This is a genomic window from Amycolatopsis sp. NPDC005003 (genome assembly GCF_053600695.1).
Window position 1 is genome coordinate 174,169 of sequence record NZ_JBSGAI010000001.1, and the last position, 17,255, is coordinate 191,423.

Annotated in this window: 18 protein-coding genes; 7 read left to right on the top strand and 11 right to left on the bottom strand. The window is 71.6% G+C overall.

All coding sequences use genetic code 11. From position 1 onward, the window contains the following. Window positions 1–17: 17 nt before the first annotated feature. From ACWED2_RS00780 to ACWED2_RS00790, 3 genes are all read right to left on the bottom strand, one after another. The gene (locus ACWED2_RS00780) at window positions 18–758 is read right to left on the bottom strand and encodes a dihydrofolate reductase family protein (protein WP_449688632.1); all 741 of its coding nucleotides are present in this window, start codon (window positions 756–758) and stop codon (window positions 18–20) included. Next, window positions 755–1,315: a dihydropteroate synthase gene (locus ACWED2_RS00785; protein ID WP_449688338.1), complete on the bottom strand. Its 561-nt coding sequence runs from the start codon at window positions 1,313–1,315 to the stop codon at window positions 755–757. The genes ACWED2_RS00780 and ACWED2_RS00785 overlap by 4 nt, the downstream gene beginning before the upstream one ends. Before the next feature lie 175 nt (window positions 1,316–1,490). Next, complete coding sequence (locus ACWED2_RS00790) at window positions 1,491–1,790, bottom strand: YciI family protein (protein ID WP_310967195.1); 300 nt, start codon at window positions 1,788–1,790, stop codon at window positions 1,491–1,493. Window positions 1,791–2,002: 212 nt separating this feature from the next. On the opposite strand from ACWED2_RS00790, the gene ACWED2_RS00795 reads away from it, so the two are divergent. The 5 genes from ACWED2_RS00795 (at window position 2,003) to ACWED2_RS00815 (ending at window position 6,690) form a co-directional block, all read left to right on the top strand. Continuing rightward, a complete protein-coding gene (locus ACWED2_RS00795; protein WP_449688339.1) occupies window positions 2,003–2,911 on the top strand; it encodes a hypothetical protein in 909 nt (302 codons plus the stop codon). Between the two features lie 33 nt (window positions 2,912–2,944). Beyond that, window positions 2,945–4,126: a pyridoxal phosphate-dependent aminotransferase gene (locus ACWED2_RS00800; RefSeq protein WP_449688340.1), complete on the top strand. Its 1,182-nt coding sequence runs from the start codon at window positions 2,945–2,947 to the stop codon at window positions 4,124–4,126. An 11-nt stretch (window positions 4,127–4,137) separates the two neighbouring features. After that, on the top strand, window positions 4,138–5,064 hold the full coding sequence (locus ACWED2_RS00805) for a phosphotransferase enzyme family protein (RefSeq protein WP_449688341.1): 927 nt from the start codon (window positions 4,138–4,140) through the stop codon (window positions 5,062–5,064). Window positions 5,065–5,125: 61 nt separating this feature from the next. Continuing rightward, window positions 5,126–5,815 (top strand): TetR/AcrR family transcriptional regulator, encoded by a 690-nt coding sequence (locus ACWED2_RS00810; RefSeq protein ID WP_449688342.1) that lies wholly within the window; start codon window positions 5,126–5,128, stop codon window positions 5,813–5,815. Between the two features lie 26 nt (window positions 5,816–5,841). Next, window positions 5,842–6,690: an LLM class F420-dependent oxidoreductase gene (locus ACWED2_RS00815; RefSeq protein ID WP_449688343.1), complete on the top strand. Its 849-nt coding sequence runs from the start codon at window positions 5,842–5,844 to the stop codon at window positions 6,688–6,690. Here ACWED2_RS00815 and ACWED2_RS00820 read toward each other — a convergent pair whose 3' ends face one another. Next, window positions 6,691–7,086: a hemerythrin domain-containing protein gene (locus ACWED2_RS00820; protein WP_449688344.1), complete on the bottom strand. Its 396-nt coding sequence runs from the start codon at window positions 7,084–7,086 to the stop codon at window positions 6,691–6,693. Between the two features lie 260 nt (window positions 7,087–7,346). Then, window positions 7,347–8,174: a hypothetical protein gene (locus tag ACWED2_RS00825; RefSeq protein ID WP_449688633.1), complete on the bottom strand. Its 828-nt coding sequence runs from the start codon at window positions 8,172–8,174 to the stop codon at window positions 7,347–7,349. A 60-nt stretch (window positions 8,175–8,234) separates the two neighbouring features. Here ACWED2_RS00825 and ACWED2_RS00830 point away from each other — a divergent pair, with 60 nt between their 5' ends. Further along, window positions 8,235–9,758, top strand: a complete 1,524-nt coding sequence (locus tag ACWED2_RS00830; RefSeq protein WP_449688345.1) for an AMP-binding protein — start codon at window positions 8,235–8,237, stop codon at window positions 9,756–9,758. Here the strand turns inward: ACWED2_RS00830 and ACWED2_RS00835 are convergent. Beyond that, the gene (locus ACWED2_RS00835) at window positions 9,751–11,058 is read right to left on the bottom strand and encodes a DHA2 family efflux MFS transporter permease subunit (RefSeq protein ID WP_449688346.1); all 1,308 of its coding nucleotides are present in this window, start codon (window positions 11,056–11,058) and stop codon (window positions 9,751–9,753) included. The genes ACWED2_RS00830 and ACWED2_RS00835 overlap by 8 nt on opposite strands. Before the next feature lie 63 nt (window positions 11,059–11,121). On the opposite strand from ACWED2_RS00835, the gene ACWED2_RS00840 reads away from it, so the two are divergent. Next, entirely contained in the window at window positions 11,122–11,691 is a 570-nt protein-coding gene (locus tag ACWED2_RS00840) for a TetR/AcrR family transcriptional regulator (protein WP_449688347.1), read from the top strand. Here ACWED2_RS00840 and ACWED2_RS00845 read toward each other — a convergent pair. Genes ACWED2_RS00845 through ACWED2_RS00865 form a run of 5 tightly spaced genes read right to left on the bottom strand, consistent with a single transcriptional unit; the run spans window position 11,688 to window position 17,193 of the window. Continuing rightward, window positions 11,688–12,794, bottom strand: coding sequence for an epoxide hydrolase family protein (locus ACWED2_RS00845; protein ID WP_449688348.1), 1,107 nt, complete (start codon window positions 12,792–12,794; stop codon window positions 11,688–11,690). The two genes, ACWED2_RS00840 and ACWED2_RS00845, sit on opposite strands and share 4 nt — an antisense overlap. Next, on the bottom strand, window positions 12,791–13,336 hold the full coding sequence (locus tag ACWED2_RS00850; RefSeq protein WP_449688349.1) for a dihydrofolate reductase family protein: 546 nt from the start codon (window positions 13,334–13,336) through the stop codon (window positions 12,791–12,793). Before ACWED2_RS00850 ends, ACWED2_RS00845 begins: the two co-directional genes overlap by 4 nt. Before the next feature lie 25 nt (window positions 13,337–13,361). Continuing rightward, complete coding sequence (locus ACWED2_RS00855; RefSeq protein ID WP_449688350.1) at window positions 13,362–15,683, bottom strand: molybdopterin-dependent oxidoreductase; 2,322 nt, start codon at window positions 15,681–15,683, stop codon at window positions 13,362–13,364. Then, window positions 15,680–16,705, bottom strand: a complete 1,026-nt coding sequence (locus ACWED2_RS00860) for an LLM class flavin-dependent oxidoreductase (protein WP_449688351.1) — start codon at window positions 16,703–16,705, stop codon at window positions 15,680–15,682. The genes ACWED2_RS00855 and ACWED2_RS00860 overlap by 4 nt, the downstream gene beginning before the upstream one ends. Beyond that, window positions 16,702–17,193, bottom strand: a complete 492-nt coding sequence (locus ACWED2_RS00865) for an SRPBCC family protein (RefSeq protein ID WP_449688352.1) — start codon at window positions 17,191–17,193, stop codon at window positions 16,702–16,704. Before ACWED2_RS00865 ends, ACWED2_RS00860 begins: the two co-directional genes overlap by 4 nt. Window positions 17,194–17,255 lie beyond the last annotated feature (62 nt).

Below are 17,255 nucleotides of genomic sequence, written 5' to 3' on the forward strand. Positions count from 1 at the left end.
CGGTCCCGGAGGCACGCTCAATCGCGAGGCGCCAGGTACCTCAACAGCACACTGGCCCCGTCGGTGAGCACCGAAGCCAGTTCCAGCTCCGCCGGATCGACCGGCGCGCCGAGCGATGCCCGGCCGGCCGTTCCCGCCACCAGGAACGGCGCCACCGTCAACCGGAACTCGTCGACCAGCCCCGCCTCGATCAACGACCCGAACAACCGGGGACCGCCCTCGCAGTCGATGCGGCCCAGCCCCTCCGCCACCAGCGTCGACACCACCCGCTCGGCCGACACCTCCAGCTCGCCCGCCACGAACACCCGGGCGCCGTTCGCCGCCCAGGCGTCGCGCAACGACGAAGGCGCCGCCGAGGAGGTGAACACCAGCGTGGGGACCCGCGCCTTGGTGATCACCGGGGCGTCCGCAGGCAACGACCGGCCCGTCGTCACCACCGCCACCGGCGCGATCGGGGCCAAGCCGAACCGGCTGCGGCGAGCGGCCGTCGCGGCGTCCGGGCGCATCCCTTCGAAGCCCTCCGCCATGGCCGTTCCCGCGCCCACGAGCACGACGTCCGCGAGGTCGTTGCCGAGGCGGTAGACGACCCTGTCCGCCGGGGTCGACAAGCCACCCGAACGGCCTTCGACCGCGATCGCGCCGTCCGTGCTGGACACGAAGTTCACCGCCAGCCAGCGTGGGTCCGCCGGATAGCGGTAGAGCTGCTCGAGGTCGCCGTTGGCGAGCTCGCGCGCGGACGGCCAGACCTGGCGGATCACTCCCATCGGACCGCCTTCGCCGGCGGGCGCGTGCCCGCGATGCTCGCCGCCATCTCCGCCGCGTGCCGCACCCCGCGGACGTGCTTCGTGCGGATGATCGCCACCCCGGCCGAGGCCGCGAGGGCCGCCAGCGCGAGCCCGCCGGGCGTTCCGTCGCCGGCCACCGACGCCAGCACCGGCACGTCTCCGGCAGGCATCGACCGGAACTCCCCGATGTCCCTGACCACGGACAGACCGGTCACGGAGGGGACTTCCGGAGCCACGTAACCCGCGCCGTACCGGGCCGCGACCTCGGCCAGGTCCGCGCGCGTCAGGATCAGGTCGGCGCCCGCTTCGCAGCAGACCGCGGCGACCGACGGGTCCGTGGTGTCCACCCCGACGACGAGGTCGGGAAAAGTCTCCCGCGCCGCCTCGACGAGGGATCCGGGCACACTCACGAGATCGGCGCCGTCGGCGACCGCGGAGCGCGCCGCGGGGAGCGACTCGACCGCGGCCAGCACCAGCGCGCGGTCACCGCTCAACCGGCGGCCCCGGAAGACGAGGTCGGGGGTCTTCATCGCACTCTCCCTGCTGGACGACCTTCGCGATCATAAGCGAGGTCCGGCAGGTGGGCGTTCTTCGCCGTCAGGTGGCGGGGCTTCGTCGCCGGGCCACCCGACTCGGCAGTGTGACATCCGGGGCTTCGCCCCGGGGCCGGGGGCTCCGCCACCCGGACCCCCGAAAAAGGGTTGGTCAGGAGGCGATAGCCTCGTTGATGGCCAGCAGCTCCTGAGCGGTGCGCGTGGCGGTGAACTCGATGACGTCGTACCGGGCGAGCCGCTGGACCACGAACGGGTCGCTGGCGAGCACGGCGTCGAGCTTGCCGCGCAGCACCGAGCGGACCAGTATCACGTGGTCGGCCGATCCGTTACCCTTTCCGCAAACGAGGAAGAGTCCTTTCGTGAATTGTTTGCGCACCCAGTCCGAATGGTCCGGAAGCGCGTAGTCGACTTCTGTTTCGGGCGCCGTATAGGTCAGCAGTGCGATGTACATGTCTGCAGGATAGGACGGTTTTGCCGGCACCGCATCCGCCTGGCGAGTGGCCCCCGGCACGCCTTTCGTTAATATTCCGTCAAGAACCCCGGAATTCCTTTACCCGACCTTTTTCGACATACTCGCCGATTCTCGTACGCCCGTCGTCGTACGTCGCGGTGTCGCCGCCGGGCCGACGCGGGCGGCACGCGCGCCGCGCGAAACTGCTCGGCATGAACGCACTGACCCGGATCTGGACCGGCGGACGGCGAGCCGAGCGCGTCGCCTACGCCGTCGGCGCGGCCCTGTTCCTCAGCGGCGTCGCGCACGCTCTCGTGCTCATCGCCGGCGGCGGCTCGTGGCTGGGCCCGCTGTCGATGCGCAAGGCCGTCACGTTCGGCCTGTCGTTCGGGCTGACGCTCGCGTCGGTCGCCTGGGCGACGTCGTTCCTCACCATGCGCCCGCGGCTGCGCAGCGTCCTGCTCGGCGCGTTCACCGTGGCGAGCGTCGCCGAGGTCGCCCTGGTCAGCATGCAGGCGTGGCGCGGGGTGCCGTCGCACTTCAACTTCGAGACGTCGTTCGACACCTTCGTCTCGATGACGCTGGCCGCGGGCGGTGGCGTGCTCGTCGTGACCGTCATCGGCTTCACGGCCACCGCGCTCGTCGAACCGGGCCCGGCCGCGCCGAGCCTGCGCTTGGCGGTGCGCGCCGGCCTGGCCGTGCTGCTGGTCGCGCTGGCCACCGGCGCCGTGATGATCGGGCGCGGGGTCGTCGCGGCCCGCGGCGGCGACCCGGAGCTGGCCTACACCACCGCCGGCTCCCTCAAGCCGCTGCACGCGGTCGCCATGCACGCGATCCTGGTGCTGCCCGCGCTGGCCTGGCTCCTGCGGTTCACCGGCCATTCCGAAGCGCACCGGCTGCGCGTCGTCCAGACGGCCGTCGCCGCCGACGCCGTGCTCACCGCCGTGATCGGCGTCGAGTCCTTCGCCGGCATCGACCCGCTGGCCGCCCCGCTGCCGCTGCTGCTCCTGTCCGCGCTGGCCGCCGCGGTATTGGCGGGCACCGGAATCCACGCGGTGTCCGGCATTGAACCGGCCGTCCGATTCGCACGTGTCCTCAACGGGAAGGCAAGGGGCCGGTAAAGCGGCGGACGGAGAACACGCGTGCGGCACGGTATGACCCCCCACGGCCTTTTCCAGCAGGACAAGGCCCACAGCCCGTCGTTCTTCTCCGTGGCCAGGGCGATGGGGCAGTACGCGGACGACCTCGCGGACTTCTGCATCCCCTGCAACCCGTACTTCCCGACCGACGAGATGTTCGGCCAGCTCGAACGCAACCTGCGCACGATCCTCAAGTTCTACCCGAGCGATTCCGCCGCGATCACCGCGCAGCTGGCGAGCGTGCTGCGGCTCAACCCGTCGACGATCTCGCTGGCCAACGGCTCCACCGAGCTGATCACCTGGATCGACCAGCTGCTGGTCGGCTCCAGCGTCGCCGTGCCGATCCCGACGTTCGGCCGCTGGACCGACCAGCCGATGGAGACCGGCAAGCGCGTCGACATGTTCCTGCTCAAGGAGGCGGACGGCTTCGAGCTGCGCGTGGACGAGTACATCGACTTCATCAAGCGCCGCGGCTCCCGGGTCGCGGTGCTGTGCAACCCGAACAACCCCGACGGCGGGTACCTGCCGCGGCGCGAGGTGATCCGCTTCATGGACGCCCTCGAGGACCTCGACCTGGTCGTGATCGACGAATCGTTCGTCGACTTCGTCGAGGTCGAGCGCAACCCGTCGGTGGCCGCCGAAGCCGTCGTCCGGCCGAACGTGATCGTGCTGAAGAGCCTCGGCAAGAACTTCGGGCTGCACGGGATCCGGTTCGGCTACCAGGTCTCGAACCCGGCGCTGACGCGCAAGCTGTCGGCCGCGCTGCCGAAGTGGAACCTGAACTCGCTCGCCGAGACCGTGATCTTCATGCTCGCCGAGCACCGCGCGGAGTACGAAGACAGCCTCAAAAGGCTGGCGCTCGACCGGTTCATGATGCATTCGCAGCTCGGGCAGTTCCCGGAGCTGACGGTGTACCCGTCGCAGGCGAACTTCCTGCTCGTCAAGCTGCCCGCGTCGGTCGACGGCGCCGAGCTGTGCGACTACCTGCTCGCCGAGCACCACCTGCTGGTGCGCCAGTGCGGCAACAAGATCGGCATGACCAGCCAGTTCATGCGCTTCGGGGTGCGGCCGGACACCGAGGTCGAGCGGCTGGCCGAGGGACTGCGTGGCGTGGACCGGCTCGGCGGCGGGCGGCACACGACGCCGGCCATCGAGCTGGTCTCGCACTCCCGCGAGCCGGAACGGTCGATCAGCTGAGCACCTGGGCGATGGCCGACTTCCAGGCGAACACCCGGCCGTTCGCCGAGCTCGACCGCGCCGGCCGGACCCGGCGCCTGCGGCGGCTCGCCGAAGCGGCGTTGACGGCCTACGCCGTGCCGGTGGCTCGCCTGACCCCGCTGGCCCACGGGCAGAACACGGCGTTCCGCGTCGACGGCGCCGACGGCCACCGGTACGTGCTGCGGGTGCAACGGCCGGACGGCCCCGGCGTCGCGCAGGTGCGGGCCGAGATGACCTGGCTCGCCACCCTGCGCCGCGAAACCGGCCTCGTCGTCCCGCAGCCGGTGCCGACACGCGCCCGGGACCTGGTCACCGTGGTCGCCGACCCGGCCGTGCCCGAACCGCGCACCTGCGTGCTCGCCCACTGGGTCGAGGGCCGGTTCCTCGACGAGCGGCTCAGCGCGCCGCAGCTCTACGCGGTGGGCGAGGTCACCGCGCGGCTGCACCTGCACGGCACGCGGATGAACGGCCTCGACCGGCGCCGCGTCGACGACCTGACCGAGTTCGGCCGCACCCAGGTGGACGGCTTCTCCGCCGCGGTCGTCGAACGGGCCGTCGCGGCGGCCGGCGGTGACGAGCGGATCCGCAAGGCGGTGGCCCGCGCCCGCGCGGTGCGGGCCGAGCTGGGCTACGGCTCGGACGTCTTCGGCCTGGTGCACGGCGACCTGCACCAGGACAACTACCTGCTGCACCGCGGCCGGGTGGGCATGATCGACTTCGACGACTGCGGGTACGGGCACTACGCCTACGACCTCGCCGTGGCGCTCGACGCCCTCCGGCACCTGCCCCAGCGCGAAGAGCTGCGGGAGGCGCTCCTGGACGGCTACCGGTCGGTCCGCCCGGCCGGGGCCACGACGGACCCGGGGGTGCTGGCCGCCTTCGCCGGGCTCCGGCGGGTCCAGCTGCGGCTGCGCTGACCCGCCGAGGCCGCACTGTCACGCGAAAGTGTGCGTTACAGGTGGTCGTTACAATTGCTACATGGCCGGACGATCGAGCAACGCCACCAGCACCCGCGACCGCCTGCTCATGGCCGCCGGTCAGCTCCTGCACGAAGCGGGCGACGGGCCGGTGTCGACGCGGGCGATCTGCGAACGCGCCGGCGTCCAGGCCCCCACGCTGTACCACCACTTCGGCAGCAAACAGGGCCTGCTCGACGCGGTCGTCAACTACGGCTTCACGCAGTACGTCCAGGCGCCGGAACCGGGCGGCGACCCGGTGGACCGGATCCGCGCGGGCTGGGACAGGCACGTCGAGTACGGGCTGGCGCACCCCGCGTTCTACGTGTTGCTCTACGGCCAGATCGAGCCGGGCGTCCCGTGCAACCTCACCTCGAGCGCCGAAGCGATGCTGCTGGAGCTCTTCACGCCGTTGGCCCGCGACGGCCGTCTGCGCGTCGAGGCGGCGGAGGCCGCGCGGCAGTTCGCGGCGGCCAACAGCGGCGTGACGCTCAGCCTGATCGCCCAGCCCGAGGAAAGCCGGGACCTGACGATGTCCGCCCAGGTCAGGGAGTCGGTCCTGGCCGGGCTGCTCGCCGGCCGCCCCGCCGAAGGCACGTCCGTGAGCGCGCTCGCTGTCGCTTTGTCGACCGCACTCGAGGACGACGACCGCGCCTTGACCCCGACCGAGCGCCTGATGCTGCGCGAGTGGCTGCACCGGCTGGCGACCTGAACGCTACATTTGCTACATTGCTCGATATGACAAATGTATCGAGCAGGTTCGGCGTGTTCCTGGCCCCGCACCGCGACGACGTGGCCCGCAAGGAACAGGCGGTCGCGGCGGACGAACTAGGCTACGGCGCGGTCTGGCTGGGCACCGGCCGCAACTCCGTGGGCGACCTGGCGTTCGTCGAGGACATCCTCGCCTCGACCGAGCGGATCACGGTGGCGACGGCGATCGTCAACATGTGGGTCGACGAGCCGGAAACCCTGGCCGCGTCCTACCACCGGCTCGCGGGCCGGTACGGAAAGCGCTTGCTGCTCGGCATCGGCGTCGGCCATCCGGAGTCGGTCACCGAATACCGGAGCCCGTACGCCAAGATCGTCGACTACCTCGACCGGCTCGACGCGGCCGGCGTCCCGGCCGAGGCCCGGGTGCTCGCCGCGCTCGGCGACCGCGTGCTCAAGCTGGCCGCCGAACGCACCGCGGGCGCGCACCCGTACCTCGTGCCGGCCGCGCACACCCGGCACGCGCGGGCGATCCTGGGCGCGGGCAAGCTGCTGGCCCCGGAGCAGAAGGTGGTCGTGGACGAAGACAGCGTGGCCGCGCGCGCCATCGGAAGGCCGTACGTCCAGACCCCCTACCTGGGCTTGCGCAACTACGTGAACAACCTGCTGCGCCACGGGTACACCGAGGCCGACGTCGCCGGCGGCGGCAGTGACCGCCTGATCGACGACCTCGTCCTGCACGGCACGCCGGAGACGATCGCCAAGGGCCTGCTGTCCCACGTGGACGCCGGCGCCGACCACGTGGCGGTGCAGGTGCTCGGCCCGTCCCCCGCGGTGGAACTGGCGAGCCAGCGGCGGCTGGCCGAGGTGCTGCTCTGATCAGCCGGGCGCGGGCAGCAGGGCGTTCAGCGCCGCCACGAGCGTGCGTTCCTCGTAGGCGAAGTGATCGTCCAATGCGGACCTGAGCCGGTCGAACTCCGCGCGGAGCCGCACCGGGTCGGCTTCCTCCTCGACGAGCTGCCGGACCTCTTCCTGCAGCCGCGCGACGACGATGTGCTCTTCGTCGAGCTTCGCCAACGTGGGGGCGAGGGCCGGGAACCTTCCGGCCAGCAAGGGGAAGATGTTGCCGGCCTCCCCGGTGTGGTGCCGGGTGAGGGCCGTGCAGAACCGCATCGCCGAGGCGACGACGACCAGCCGGCCGCCGATGTCCAAGGCGCCCAAGGGAACCTGGTGTTTCCGGCCCGTCCGGGCGCCGGTCGTGGTGAGCCTGATCAAGCTGGGTTGTCCTTTCCGATGACGGGATCACCGGAGGCCGAGACGGCGACAGCTCGCTTTTCGGCGGTCCGGGTGGCGAAGCCCCCGGCCCGGGGCGAAGCCCCGGCTGTCGCGGAGGGCACAGCTCCGCCAGGGAAAGGCGGAACGTGTCGATCTCAAGGGGGCTGGGTAGCCACTACCTCCGTGTGTCGGCCCATCCGGGGCGCAACTCGCACGTTACCAACCCAAGCCGGGTACCGGCCATCCCTTGACCGCGTAGCTCAGCGGGCGGCGTCAGCGGCTTTCCGGGCGGCGGTGGCGGCCGCGTCGGCTTCGTCGAAGGCCGCTTTCGCCGTCTCGAACTCCGCCGTCGCCCGCTCGGCGCGTTCCTCGGCTTCCGCCAGGCGCTCGCGCAGGTCGTCGACGCGGGCGGTGGCCTGCTCGGCCGCGCGCTCGGTGCGGACCAGGTCGCGCTCGGCCACCGCGCGTTCCTTGTCCCGCTCGGCGGCTTCCTTGCGCAGGCGCTCGCGTTCGGCGCGGGCGCGCGCCCGTTCCTCTTCTTCGCGCCGGTGGTCGCGCTTCGGCTTGGCCGGTTCGGCCTTGTCCACCAGCTTCGCCGGGCGCTTGCCGGTGGCGGGCGGGACGCTCGCGGCCAGGCTGAACCACTGGTCGGTGTCCTGGTGCGCGACCGACGTCAGCCGGCCGGCGAGGGCCAGCGCGGCGGTGTCCGGCTCGGCCGCGACGGCCTCCAAGGTCGCCTCCACCTCGCGGGTCACCGTGTCGCTCATCGACGGCAGCTCGTGGAGGATCCGCCGCACCAGCTCGCCGCGCCGCCGGGTCAGCGCGCGCAGCTCGTCGCCGGCCAGCCGCGTGTGCGCGTCCCGCAGTTCGGCGCCGAGCTCGGCCAGTTCGCGCAGCTGGTCGGAGTCGTCCCTGGCCAGGCCGTTGACGATCGCCGCGGCCGTGGTCGGCTTGCGCAGCTGCTGGATCCGCTTCGCGAGCTCGGCGTCTCCTCCGGCCTTCGCCGCCTTCGCCGCCGCGTTGCGCGCGCTGACGAACTCCGCGAGGTCACCCCCGTAGAGCTCGCCGGCCACCGTGTCGAAGTCCATCGTGGTCCAGCGAACCACATCGGGCTGGTGCGGGCATCCAGGAAGAGTCATCATCGGGGGATGTTCTTCGATCTGGGTGTCCGGGACTTCCTGGACCGCGCCGAAACGGTGTACCCGGACCGCGTCGCGGTGGTCGACGAACCGGACCAGCCGGCGCCGAGCTGGGGTTCGCTCACCTACCGCGAGGTGGCGCGCCGGGCCCGCGCGCAGGCCGCCAACCTCGACAGGCTGGGCGTGCCGGCCGGCGGGCGCGTCGCGATGGTGTCGCACAACGCCGCGCGGCTGCTCGTGTCGTTCTTCGGCGTGTCCGCCTGGGGCCGGATCCTGGTGCCGGTGAACTTCCGGCTGACCCCCACCGAGGTCGAGTACATAGTGGAGCACTCCGGGGCGGAGGTGCTGATCGTCGACCCGGAGCTCGAGCACCTGCTGGGCACGGTGACGGCGAAGCACGTCTTCGTGCTCGGCCGCGACGACGACGCCATCTGGGGCGGCGACGGGACGCCCCGGCCGTGGGACGGCGACGAGTCGGCCACCGCCACCGTCAACTACACCTCGGGGACGACCGCCCGGCCGAAGGGCGTGCAGCTCACCCACCGCAACATCTGGCTGAACGCCGCGGTCTTCGGCCTGCACACGACGTTGAGCGACGACGACGTCCTGCTGCACACCCTGCCGATGTTCCACTGCAACGGCTGGGGCATGCCGTACGCGGTGACCGGCCTCGGCGGGCGGCACATCGTGCTGCGGAAGGTCGACGGCACCGAGATCCTGCGGCGCATCGACGAACACGGCGTGACGATCCTGTGCGCGGCCCCCGCCGTGGTCACCGCGGCACTGGACGGCGCCGCGAAGTGGGAGGGCGAGATCCCGGGCCGCGACCGGGTCCGGATCGTCGTGGCCGGCGCGCCGCCGCCGACGCGCACGATCGAGCGGGTCCGGGAGGAGCTGGGCTGGGAGTTCATCCAGATCTACGGGCTCACCGAGACCGCGCCGCTGCTCACGGTCAACCGGATGCGCAGCGAGTGGGCGGACCTCGATCCGCACGAGCAGGCCCGGCTGCTGGGCCGCGCGGGCGCACCGGCGCTCGGCGTCCGGATCTCCGTGGACAGCGACGGCGAGGTGCTCGCCCAGTCGAACCACAACCTCGACGGCTACTGGGAGAACCCTGCGGAGACCGCGCGGGTCACCGACGGCAACTGGTTCCACACGGGCGACGGCGGGTCGTTCGAAGACGGCTACCTGACGATCGCGGACCGCAAGAAGGACGTGATCATCTCCGGCGGCGAGAACGTGTCGTCGATCGAGGTGGAGGACGCGCTGAACTCGCACCCGGCGATCCGCGAGGCCGCGGTGATCGGCATCCCGGACGAGAAGTGGGGCGAGCTGGTGACGGCGCTGGTCGTGGTCGAGGGCGAGGTCACGGCGGAGGAGCTGATCCGGCACTGCCGGGGCCACCTGGCCGGGTACAAGTGCCCGAAGCGGATCGAGTTCCTGGACGCGCTGCCCCGGACGGCCACCGGGAAGATCCAGAAGTTCAAGCTCCGGGAGCCGTTCTGGCAGGGGCGGTCCCGTCAGGTCAACTGACCTTCGCCGGGATGGCGAGGCAGGGGACGAGCGCCACCAGCGTCAGGCCGATGCTCCAGAGGAACGCGCCGTGGAAGCCGGCCGTGGCCGCGACGGTCGCCAGCAGCGCGGTGCCCGCGGCGCCGCCGAGCTGCTGGACCAGCCGGACGATCGCGGAGCCGGCCGGAACCTGGTCGCGCGGCAGACCGCTGAACGCCCCGGCCGTGATGGCGATGTTGACCGCGCTGAGCGCGCCGCCCCGGACGACCAGCGCGCCACCCAGCAGCACCCAGCCGGTGCGGGCGCCGGCCAGCGCGAACGGGACGGTCGCCGCGGCGCACAGCACGACACCGGCGGTCGCGATGGGCCGGGCGCCGACGCGGTCCACGACGCCGCCGGCCCAGCGGGTCAGCAGTGAGCCGATGCCCTGCAGGGCCAGCACCGCCCCGGCGGTCAGCGCGGTGAGGCCGCGCTGCTGCTGGAAGAACAGCGGCAGCAGGAAAAGGGCGCCGTAGAGGGCGGCTCCGGTGAGGAAGAGGGTGGCGGTCGCCGTCCCGAACGTCCGGTCGGCGAGCAGCCGGACGGGGATCGCCGAGCGCGTCCCGCGGACGAGGCTCCAGGCGACGAACCCGGCGGTCAGCGCCACCCCGGCGACCAGCGGCGGCCAGAAGACGCCGGTGTGGCCGAGCGCGTAGAGCAGGGCCGCGGTCCCGAAGCCGAGCAGGAGCACGCCGGGGACGTCGAGCCGCTTGCCGGCTTGCGCGGACGTCGGCGGCACGAACCGCCCGGCCAGCAGGATCGCGGCCACGCAGAGCGGCAGGTTGATCGCGAACACCCACCGCCAGCTGACCGCGTCGACGACCAGGCCCCCGACGAGCGGGCCGGCGATCGGCGCCACCGTGGCGGCCAGCATCACGATCGTCAGCACGCGGCCGGTCTGCGCGGGGCCGGCCGCCCGGACCAGGATCGTCTGCAGGACAGGCAGCATGATCCCGGCCCCGACGCCCTGCAGGGCCCGGAAGGCGACGAGCGAGCCGAAGTCGAAGGCGAGCGCGCACAAGCCGGAGCCGACCAGGAACAGCGCGAGCCCGGCGATCCACAGCCGCTTCGCCCCGAACCGGTCGGAGGCCCAGGCGGTGACCGGCACCGTCACCGCCAAGGTGAGCAGGTAGGCGGTGGTGACCCACTGGATCGCCGCTGTGCTTGCGTGGACGTCGGCGCTCATGGCCGGCAGCGCGACGGTGACCACCGTGGTGTCGACCAACGGGGCGAGCGCGCCGGCCACCATGACCAGAGCCAGCCGGAGCAACGGCCATTCCATGATCCACTCCTTAAGATACACGTGTCTCTTATTGCCGTTAAGATACACGTGTATCCTTGATGTGTGGAGCCGAAGACCCGCCGTCGCGGACCGGAGCTGGACGACGCCCTCCTCGACGCCGCCTGGGAGCACCTGCAGAGCGAGGGCTACGCGGCGTTCACCATCGACGCGGTGGCGCGGGCCGCGGGCACCAGCCGGGCGGTGATCTACCGCCGCTGGCCCGGCCGCGCCGCGCTGGTGCACGCCGCCGTCCGCGCCCGCACCGGGACGGTCGTCGAGCACGTTCCCGACACCGGAAGCCTCGCCGGCGACGTGCTCGCCCTCGTGCGCGAGCTCGCCGGCCGCGTCGAGCGGATCGGCATCGACGTCGCCACCGGCCTGCTGAGCGAGCTCGACGAAGTACCCGACGACGTCAAGCTGATCGTCCCCGGCGTCTTCGAGCAGGTGATCGAGCAGGCCAGGGCCCGTGGCGAACTCGGCGGCTCACCGATCCCGGACGCGGTGCTCGCGATGCCGGGCGCGCTCATCCGGTACCACATGATCGCCGAGCGGGCGGCGCCCTCGGATCAAGCGCTCGAAGAGATCGCGACCCAGCTCTTCCTGCCACTGGTCCGGCACCACGCCTCGGCCTAGCGGACCAGCCGGAAGAACGTCCGCACCTCGTCGGCGAACAGCTCGGGCTGCTCATAAGCCGCGAAGTGACCACCCCGGTCCAGCTCGTTCCAGTGCCGGATGTCGGCGTACCGCTTCTCGGCCCAGCGCCGCGACGGCCGAGGCATCTCCGCGGGGAAGATCGAACAGCCGGCCGGCACGTCCACCGTGTCGTCCGTCGCCTCCGAGAACCACTTCTGGACCTTGCGGATGCTCTCCCAGTACAGCCGGGCCGAGGACGCCGCCGTGCCGGTGAGCCAGTACAGCGTGACGTCGTCGAGCAGCTCGTCGCGGGTGAACGGGAAGCCGTCGGACCAGGCGTGGAACTTCTCCACCAGCCAGCCGCACAGCCCCGCCGGGGAGTCGAGCAGGCTGTAGCCGATCGTCTGCGGGCGCGTCGACTGCAGCACCGAATACCCGTCTTCCCAGCGCTGCGCGTGCTCCAGCGCGGCCAGTGCGGCGCGCTCGGACGGCGTCAGGTCGTCGAACGTCGCCGGGTCCGGCGCCGCGATCGGCGGGTTCAGGTGGATGCCCGCCAGGTGCGCCGCGTCCTGCTGGGCCAGCGACGTCGTGACCGAAGTCCCCCAGTCGCCGCCCTGCGCGCCGTACCGTGCGTAGCCCAAGCCGGCCATCAGGGCGGCCCAGGCGGAAGCGATCCGCTCGATGCCCCAGCCCGGCGCCGACGGCTTGTCGCTGAAGCCGTAGCCCGGCAGCGACGGGATCACCAGGTGGAACTCCTCGGAAAGCGGCTCGATCACCTTGCCGAACTCCAGGAACGAGCCGGGCCAGCCGTGGGTGAGGATCAGCGGCAAGGCGTCCGGATCCGGCGAGCGCACGTGCAGGAAGTGGATGCCCAGCCCGTCGATTTCGGTGCGGTACTGCGGAAACCGGTTGAACCGGGCCTCCGTGCGGCGCCAGTCGTACGAAGCCGCCCAGTATTCGCACAGCGGACGCAGGTACCCCAGCGGCGTGCCCTGGCTCCAGTCGGCCACCGGCGCGGCCTCGGGCCAGCGCGTCCGCCGCAGCCGTGCGCGCAGGTCGTCGAGGTCGGCTTCGGGGACCTCGATCCGGAACGGCGTGCTCACGCCGGCACGTAGGTCAGCTGCACGACACCGTTGCCGAACGCCGCGGATTTCTTCAGCTCCAGCGGGAACGACGGCCCGTCTTCGGGGAACAGGCGTTTTCCGCGGCCCACGACCACCGGGTACAGCAGCAGTCTCAGCTCGTCGACCAGGCCCTCGGCCAGCAGCCACCGCACCGCCGTCGGGCTGCCGCTGGTCATGATGTCCCCGCCCGGCCCGGCCTTCAGCGTCCGGACCGCCTCGGCCGGGTCGCCGGTGAGCAGCGTCGAGTTGTTCCAGCCGACTTCGGACAACGTCGACGAAAGCACGTATTTGCGCACGTTGTTCATGAACTCGGCACCTTCGTCGTCTTCGACGCTCCGGCCGGGCCACGCCTCGGCGAACCCTTCGTAGGTGACGCGCCCGAGCAGCATCGCGTCGGCGGCGGCCATCCCGCTGCCGACCGCCTGGCCGATTTCGTCGGTCCAGTACCGCAGCGACCACTTGTCCGGCGCTTCGACCACGCCGTCCAGCGAAATGAACAGGTTCGCGACGATCTTCCGCATGGGCCCCCTTCGGTCAGGGGTCCCACTATAAACCGGCGAAACGCCCGGACCGTCCACTCGCGACGGTCTCGCTGTCCGCCTCCGCCCGGGCCCGCTCCTCCTCCGTCGCCGGTTCCAGCCGCGCCGGGACGTCCTTGTGGTGCGGCGTCCCCGCGATCGGGTCGCGGTCCAGCGCGTCGGTCAGGAGGTTGATCCGCGGGCCGCTGACCACCCGCCGTCCGCCGGCGACCGGGTGCGCCATGCCGTAGCCGTGCGGCAGCGCGAGCTGGCCCGGCCGCAGCGCGGGATCGGCCTCGGCGCGGACGACCACCCGCCCCGCCGACGTCACGACCGCCACCCAATCGCCGGGAGAAGCTCCGATCGACGCCAGTTCTTCGGGACGCGCGCGCAGGGCGCCGTCCGGATCCGTGCGGCGCCAGCGCGGGTCGCGCAGGATCTGGTTCGCGTTGTGCGCCCGCCGTTGCCCGTTGAGCAGCGAAAACGGATACGCCGGATCGGGCCGTTCGGCAGCCGGGTCCAACGCGGCCAGCCAGTCGAGCAGTTCCGGCACGGCCAGCCGGACGCGCTCGCGGCGGAGCAGGCTCCACACCTCGTCCTGCTCGTGCACCGAAAACGGGGTCGGACCGGCCATAACGCGCTCGAAAAGCGCTTCCCCGAGTGCCGGGCCGGTGGCCGAGCTGCCCAGCGCGCGCTGCACCGGCACGGTCATCGTCTTGGCCGCGCGGTGGCAGCCCGCCCACAGCGGCGCGATCGACGCCGCGCCGTCGGGCAGCGACGCGCCGAGGGTGCGGTAGAGCAGCACCGGCAGGATCGCCGCGCGCTCCGGCATCGCCTGGACCAAGGCGCCGAGGCCCGCCTGCAGCTCGGAGCGCGGGCCCGCGGCCAGCTCGCCGAGGACGTCGGACGGCGGCAGCACGCCGAGCGCGTCGAAGAGCCGCGCGTAGATCTCGGCTTCGACGAGCGTGCCCGGCAGCGGGTCCAGCAACGGCCGCCGCAGCTGGAAGTAGTTCGTCGGCCACTCGAAATTGAAGAGCGTGAACTCCCACTTCTCGTGCTGCGACGCCGCGGGCAGCACGTAGTCCGCCAGCGCAGCCGTTTCGGTGTAGGCGATGTCGACGACCACGGACAGCTCGGCGGTCTCCAGGGCGCGCTCGACGTCCCGGGTGCCGGCGTAGGTGTTGGCCGGGTTCGACGACTCCACCCACACCGCGCGGACGTGGTTCGGGTGGTCGGCGAGGATCTCCTCGGCGAGGGTGTTCGCCGGCAGCAGGCCGCCGATGTACTCGAAGCCGGTGATCTCCGAACGCTGCCCGGTCGTCGCGCCCCACAGCGGCAGCAGCCAGGAGTGCAGGTTGTTCGTGCCGCGCCGGCCGAAGTGCCCGGTGAGCAGGTACAGCAGCTTCTCGAGGTAGCTGTTGAGCGTCGAGTGCCGGCCCTGCTGGATGCCCAGCTCGACGCGCACGGTCATCGCCTCGGCCGCCAGGATCAGCTCGACCGCGCACTCGACGTCCACACGGGACACTTCCGCGTGCGCGATCCACGCGTCCACCGGCACTTTCGCCAGCACGGCGGCCACCTCGTCGAAGCCTTCGGTGCGTTCCGCCAGGAATCGCTCGTCCGCGCCACCCCGTTCGAGCAGCAGCGCCAGGATCGCGCCGAGGAGGTAGGCGTCGGTGCCCGGGCGCAGCGGGAGGTGCAGATCGGCCAGCTCCGCGGTCTCGGTGCGCCGCGGGTCGATCACGATCATCCGGCGGTCCGGGTCGTTCTTGAGCGTGTTGAGCGCGTGCCGGGCGTTGCTGAAGCCGTGCGCCTGCCAGGGGTTGCAGCCGAGCACGACCAGCAGGTCGCAGTGCTCGACGTCCTCGGCGGTGTGCACGATCGTCGAGCCGAACAGGTGCCCGTTGACCCAGAAGTCGCCGGTTTTCTCCTGCGACAGCGCGTTGAAGTGCCGCGTCGAGTTCATCCACTTCAGCAGCGACGCGCCGTACGCCCCGCCGGAGTGGTTGCCCTGGCCACCGCCGCCGACGTAGGCGAACGAGCCCGGACGCCCGGCTTCGGTGTCGGCATCCCGGATTTCGTGCAGCTTCGCGGCGATCTCGGTGAGCGCGGTGTCCCAGTCGATCGGCTCGTGGGTGCCGTCGGGACGCCGGCGCAGCGGCGTCGTCAGGCGGTCTTCGTGGTCGCCGTAGAAGGTCAGGCGCTGGGCCTTCTGGCACAGGTAGCCTGCCGAGCGCGGGTGGGCCTTGTCGCCGCGGACGCGGGTGATCTTCCGGCCGTCGAGCTGCACCTCCAGCCCGCAGTTGAGGTAGCAGAGGCTGCACGCGGTGCGCTGCCACTCGCCGCTCATATCAGCTCCAATGCACGGCCGAGCGTCGTGAGACGCGCTTCGAGTGTTTCGCCTGCCGGGTAGAGCCGGACCGTGTCGATCCCGGCGTCGCGCCAGACGCGCAGGCGTTCACGCACCATTTCTTCAGTGCCGATCAACGTCGTGCCCAGCACCATTTCGTCGGTGACGAGCGCGGCGGCGCCGTCGCGGTCACCGGCCTGCCAGCGCTCGCGGACCTCGGCCGCGACGTCCGCCCAGCCCTGGCGGCTGTAGGCGTTGTTGTAGAAGTTCGTGGTGGCCGAGCCCATCCCGCCGAGGCTGAAGGCCAGCTCCTTCTTGCGGCTGCCGACCAAGGTGCGCAGCTCGGCTTCGTTGTCCGCGAAGGCGACTTCGGCGCCCTGGCAGACGTCGATGTCCTTACGTTCCCGGCCCGCCTTCGCGAGTCCGGCGTCGAGGTGCGCGAAGTACGCGTCGGCGCCTTCGGGGACGAAGCTGGTGCCGAGCCAGCCGTCGGCGACCTCGCCGGTGAGCTCCAGGAGCTTCGGCGACAGCGTCGCGAGGTAGATCGGGATGTCCGGGTTCGGCGCGGTGGACAGCCGCATCGGGCGGGCTTCACCGGGCAGCGGGATCTCGAAAGCCTTGCCGGAGAACGAAATCTTCTCCCCCGCGAAGGCCTGGCGGATGATCTCGACGGTCTCGCGCATGCGCGTCAGCGGCTTCGCGAACGGGACGCCGTGCAGGCCCTCGATGACCTGCGGGCCGGACGGGCCGAGGCCGAGCGCGAACCGGCCGCCGGACAGGTCGGCGAGGGTGAGCGCGGCCTGCGCGATCGCGACCGGCGTGCGCGTGCCCAGCTGGATGATCCCGGAGCCGAGCCGGATCCGGTCGGTGCGCGCGGCGAGGTAGCCGAGCGCGGACGGCGCGTCCGAGCCCCAGGCTTCGGCCACCCAGCAGACGTCGAGGCCGAGTTTCTCCGCCTCCAGCAAGAAGTCCAGCGTCGTGCGGGTGTCCGTGGAGAACTCGACGGTCGTCGCGGTCTTCATCGGCCTTCGATCCGGGCTTTGATCGCCGCGAGGTTGCCCTGCATCGCCGTCTCGAACTCCCGCATGCGGACGAACACGATCTTCTGTTCCTTCTCCGGCATCCGGTCGATGGCGAACGACAGCCCGGACCGGCCGGGGCCCATCCGCATCCACTGGCTCAGGCGCGTGCCGCCGCTGTCCGGCTCGAGGGTGAACTTCCAGACGGCGCTGGGCTCTTCGAGGTCTTGCACGGCCCACGCGAACACCCGCGGCGCTTCGCATTCGACGACGTAGGACGTGGTTTCCCACTCGCCGAACGCGTCGTGCTTGCTGCGGCCGAGGAACTTGCGGCCGACTTCGCACCACTCGACGGACTGGAGTTCCGGGCTCAGCTCGGGCATCAGCGAGATGTCGGAGACGAGCGGCCAGACGTCTTCGGGTGCGGCGTCGATCCAGATCGAGACCTCGGCCGTCGGCAGGTCGGCGTACCGCGCACCCGTCCACTCCATCGTGGTCGCCCCTTCTCCTCACCTGACCACGATAGTTGCGTAGATAGACCTACCCTGTCAAC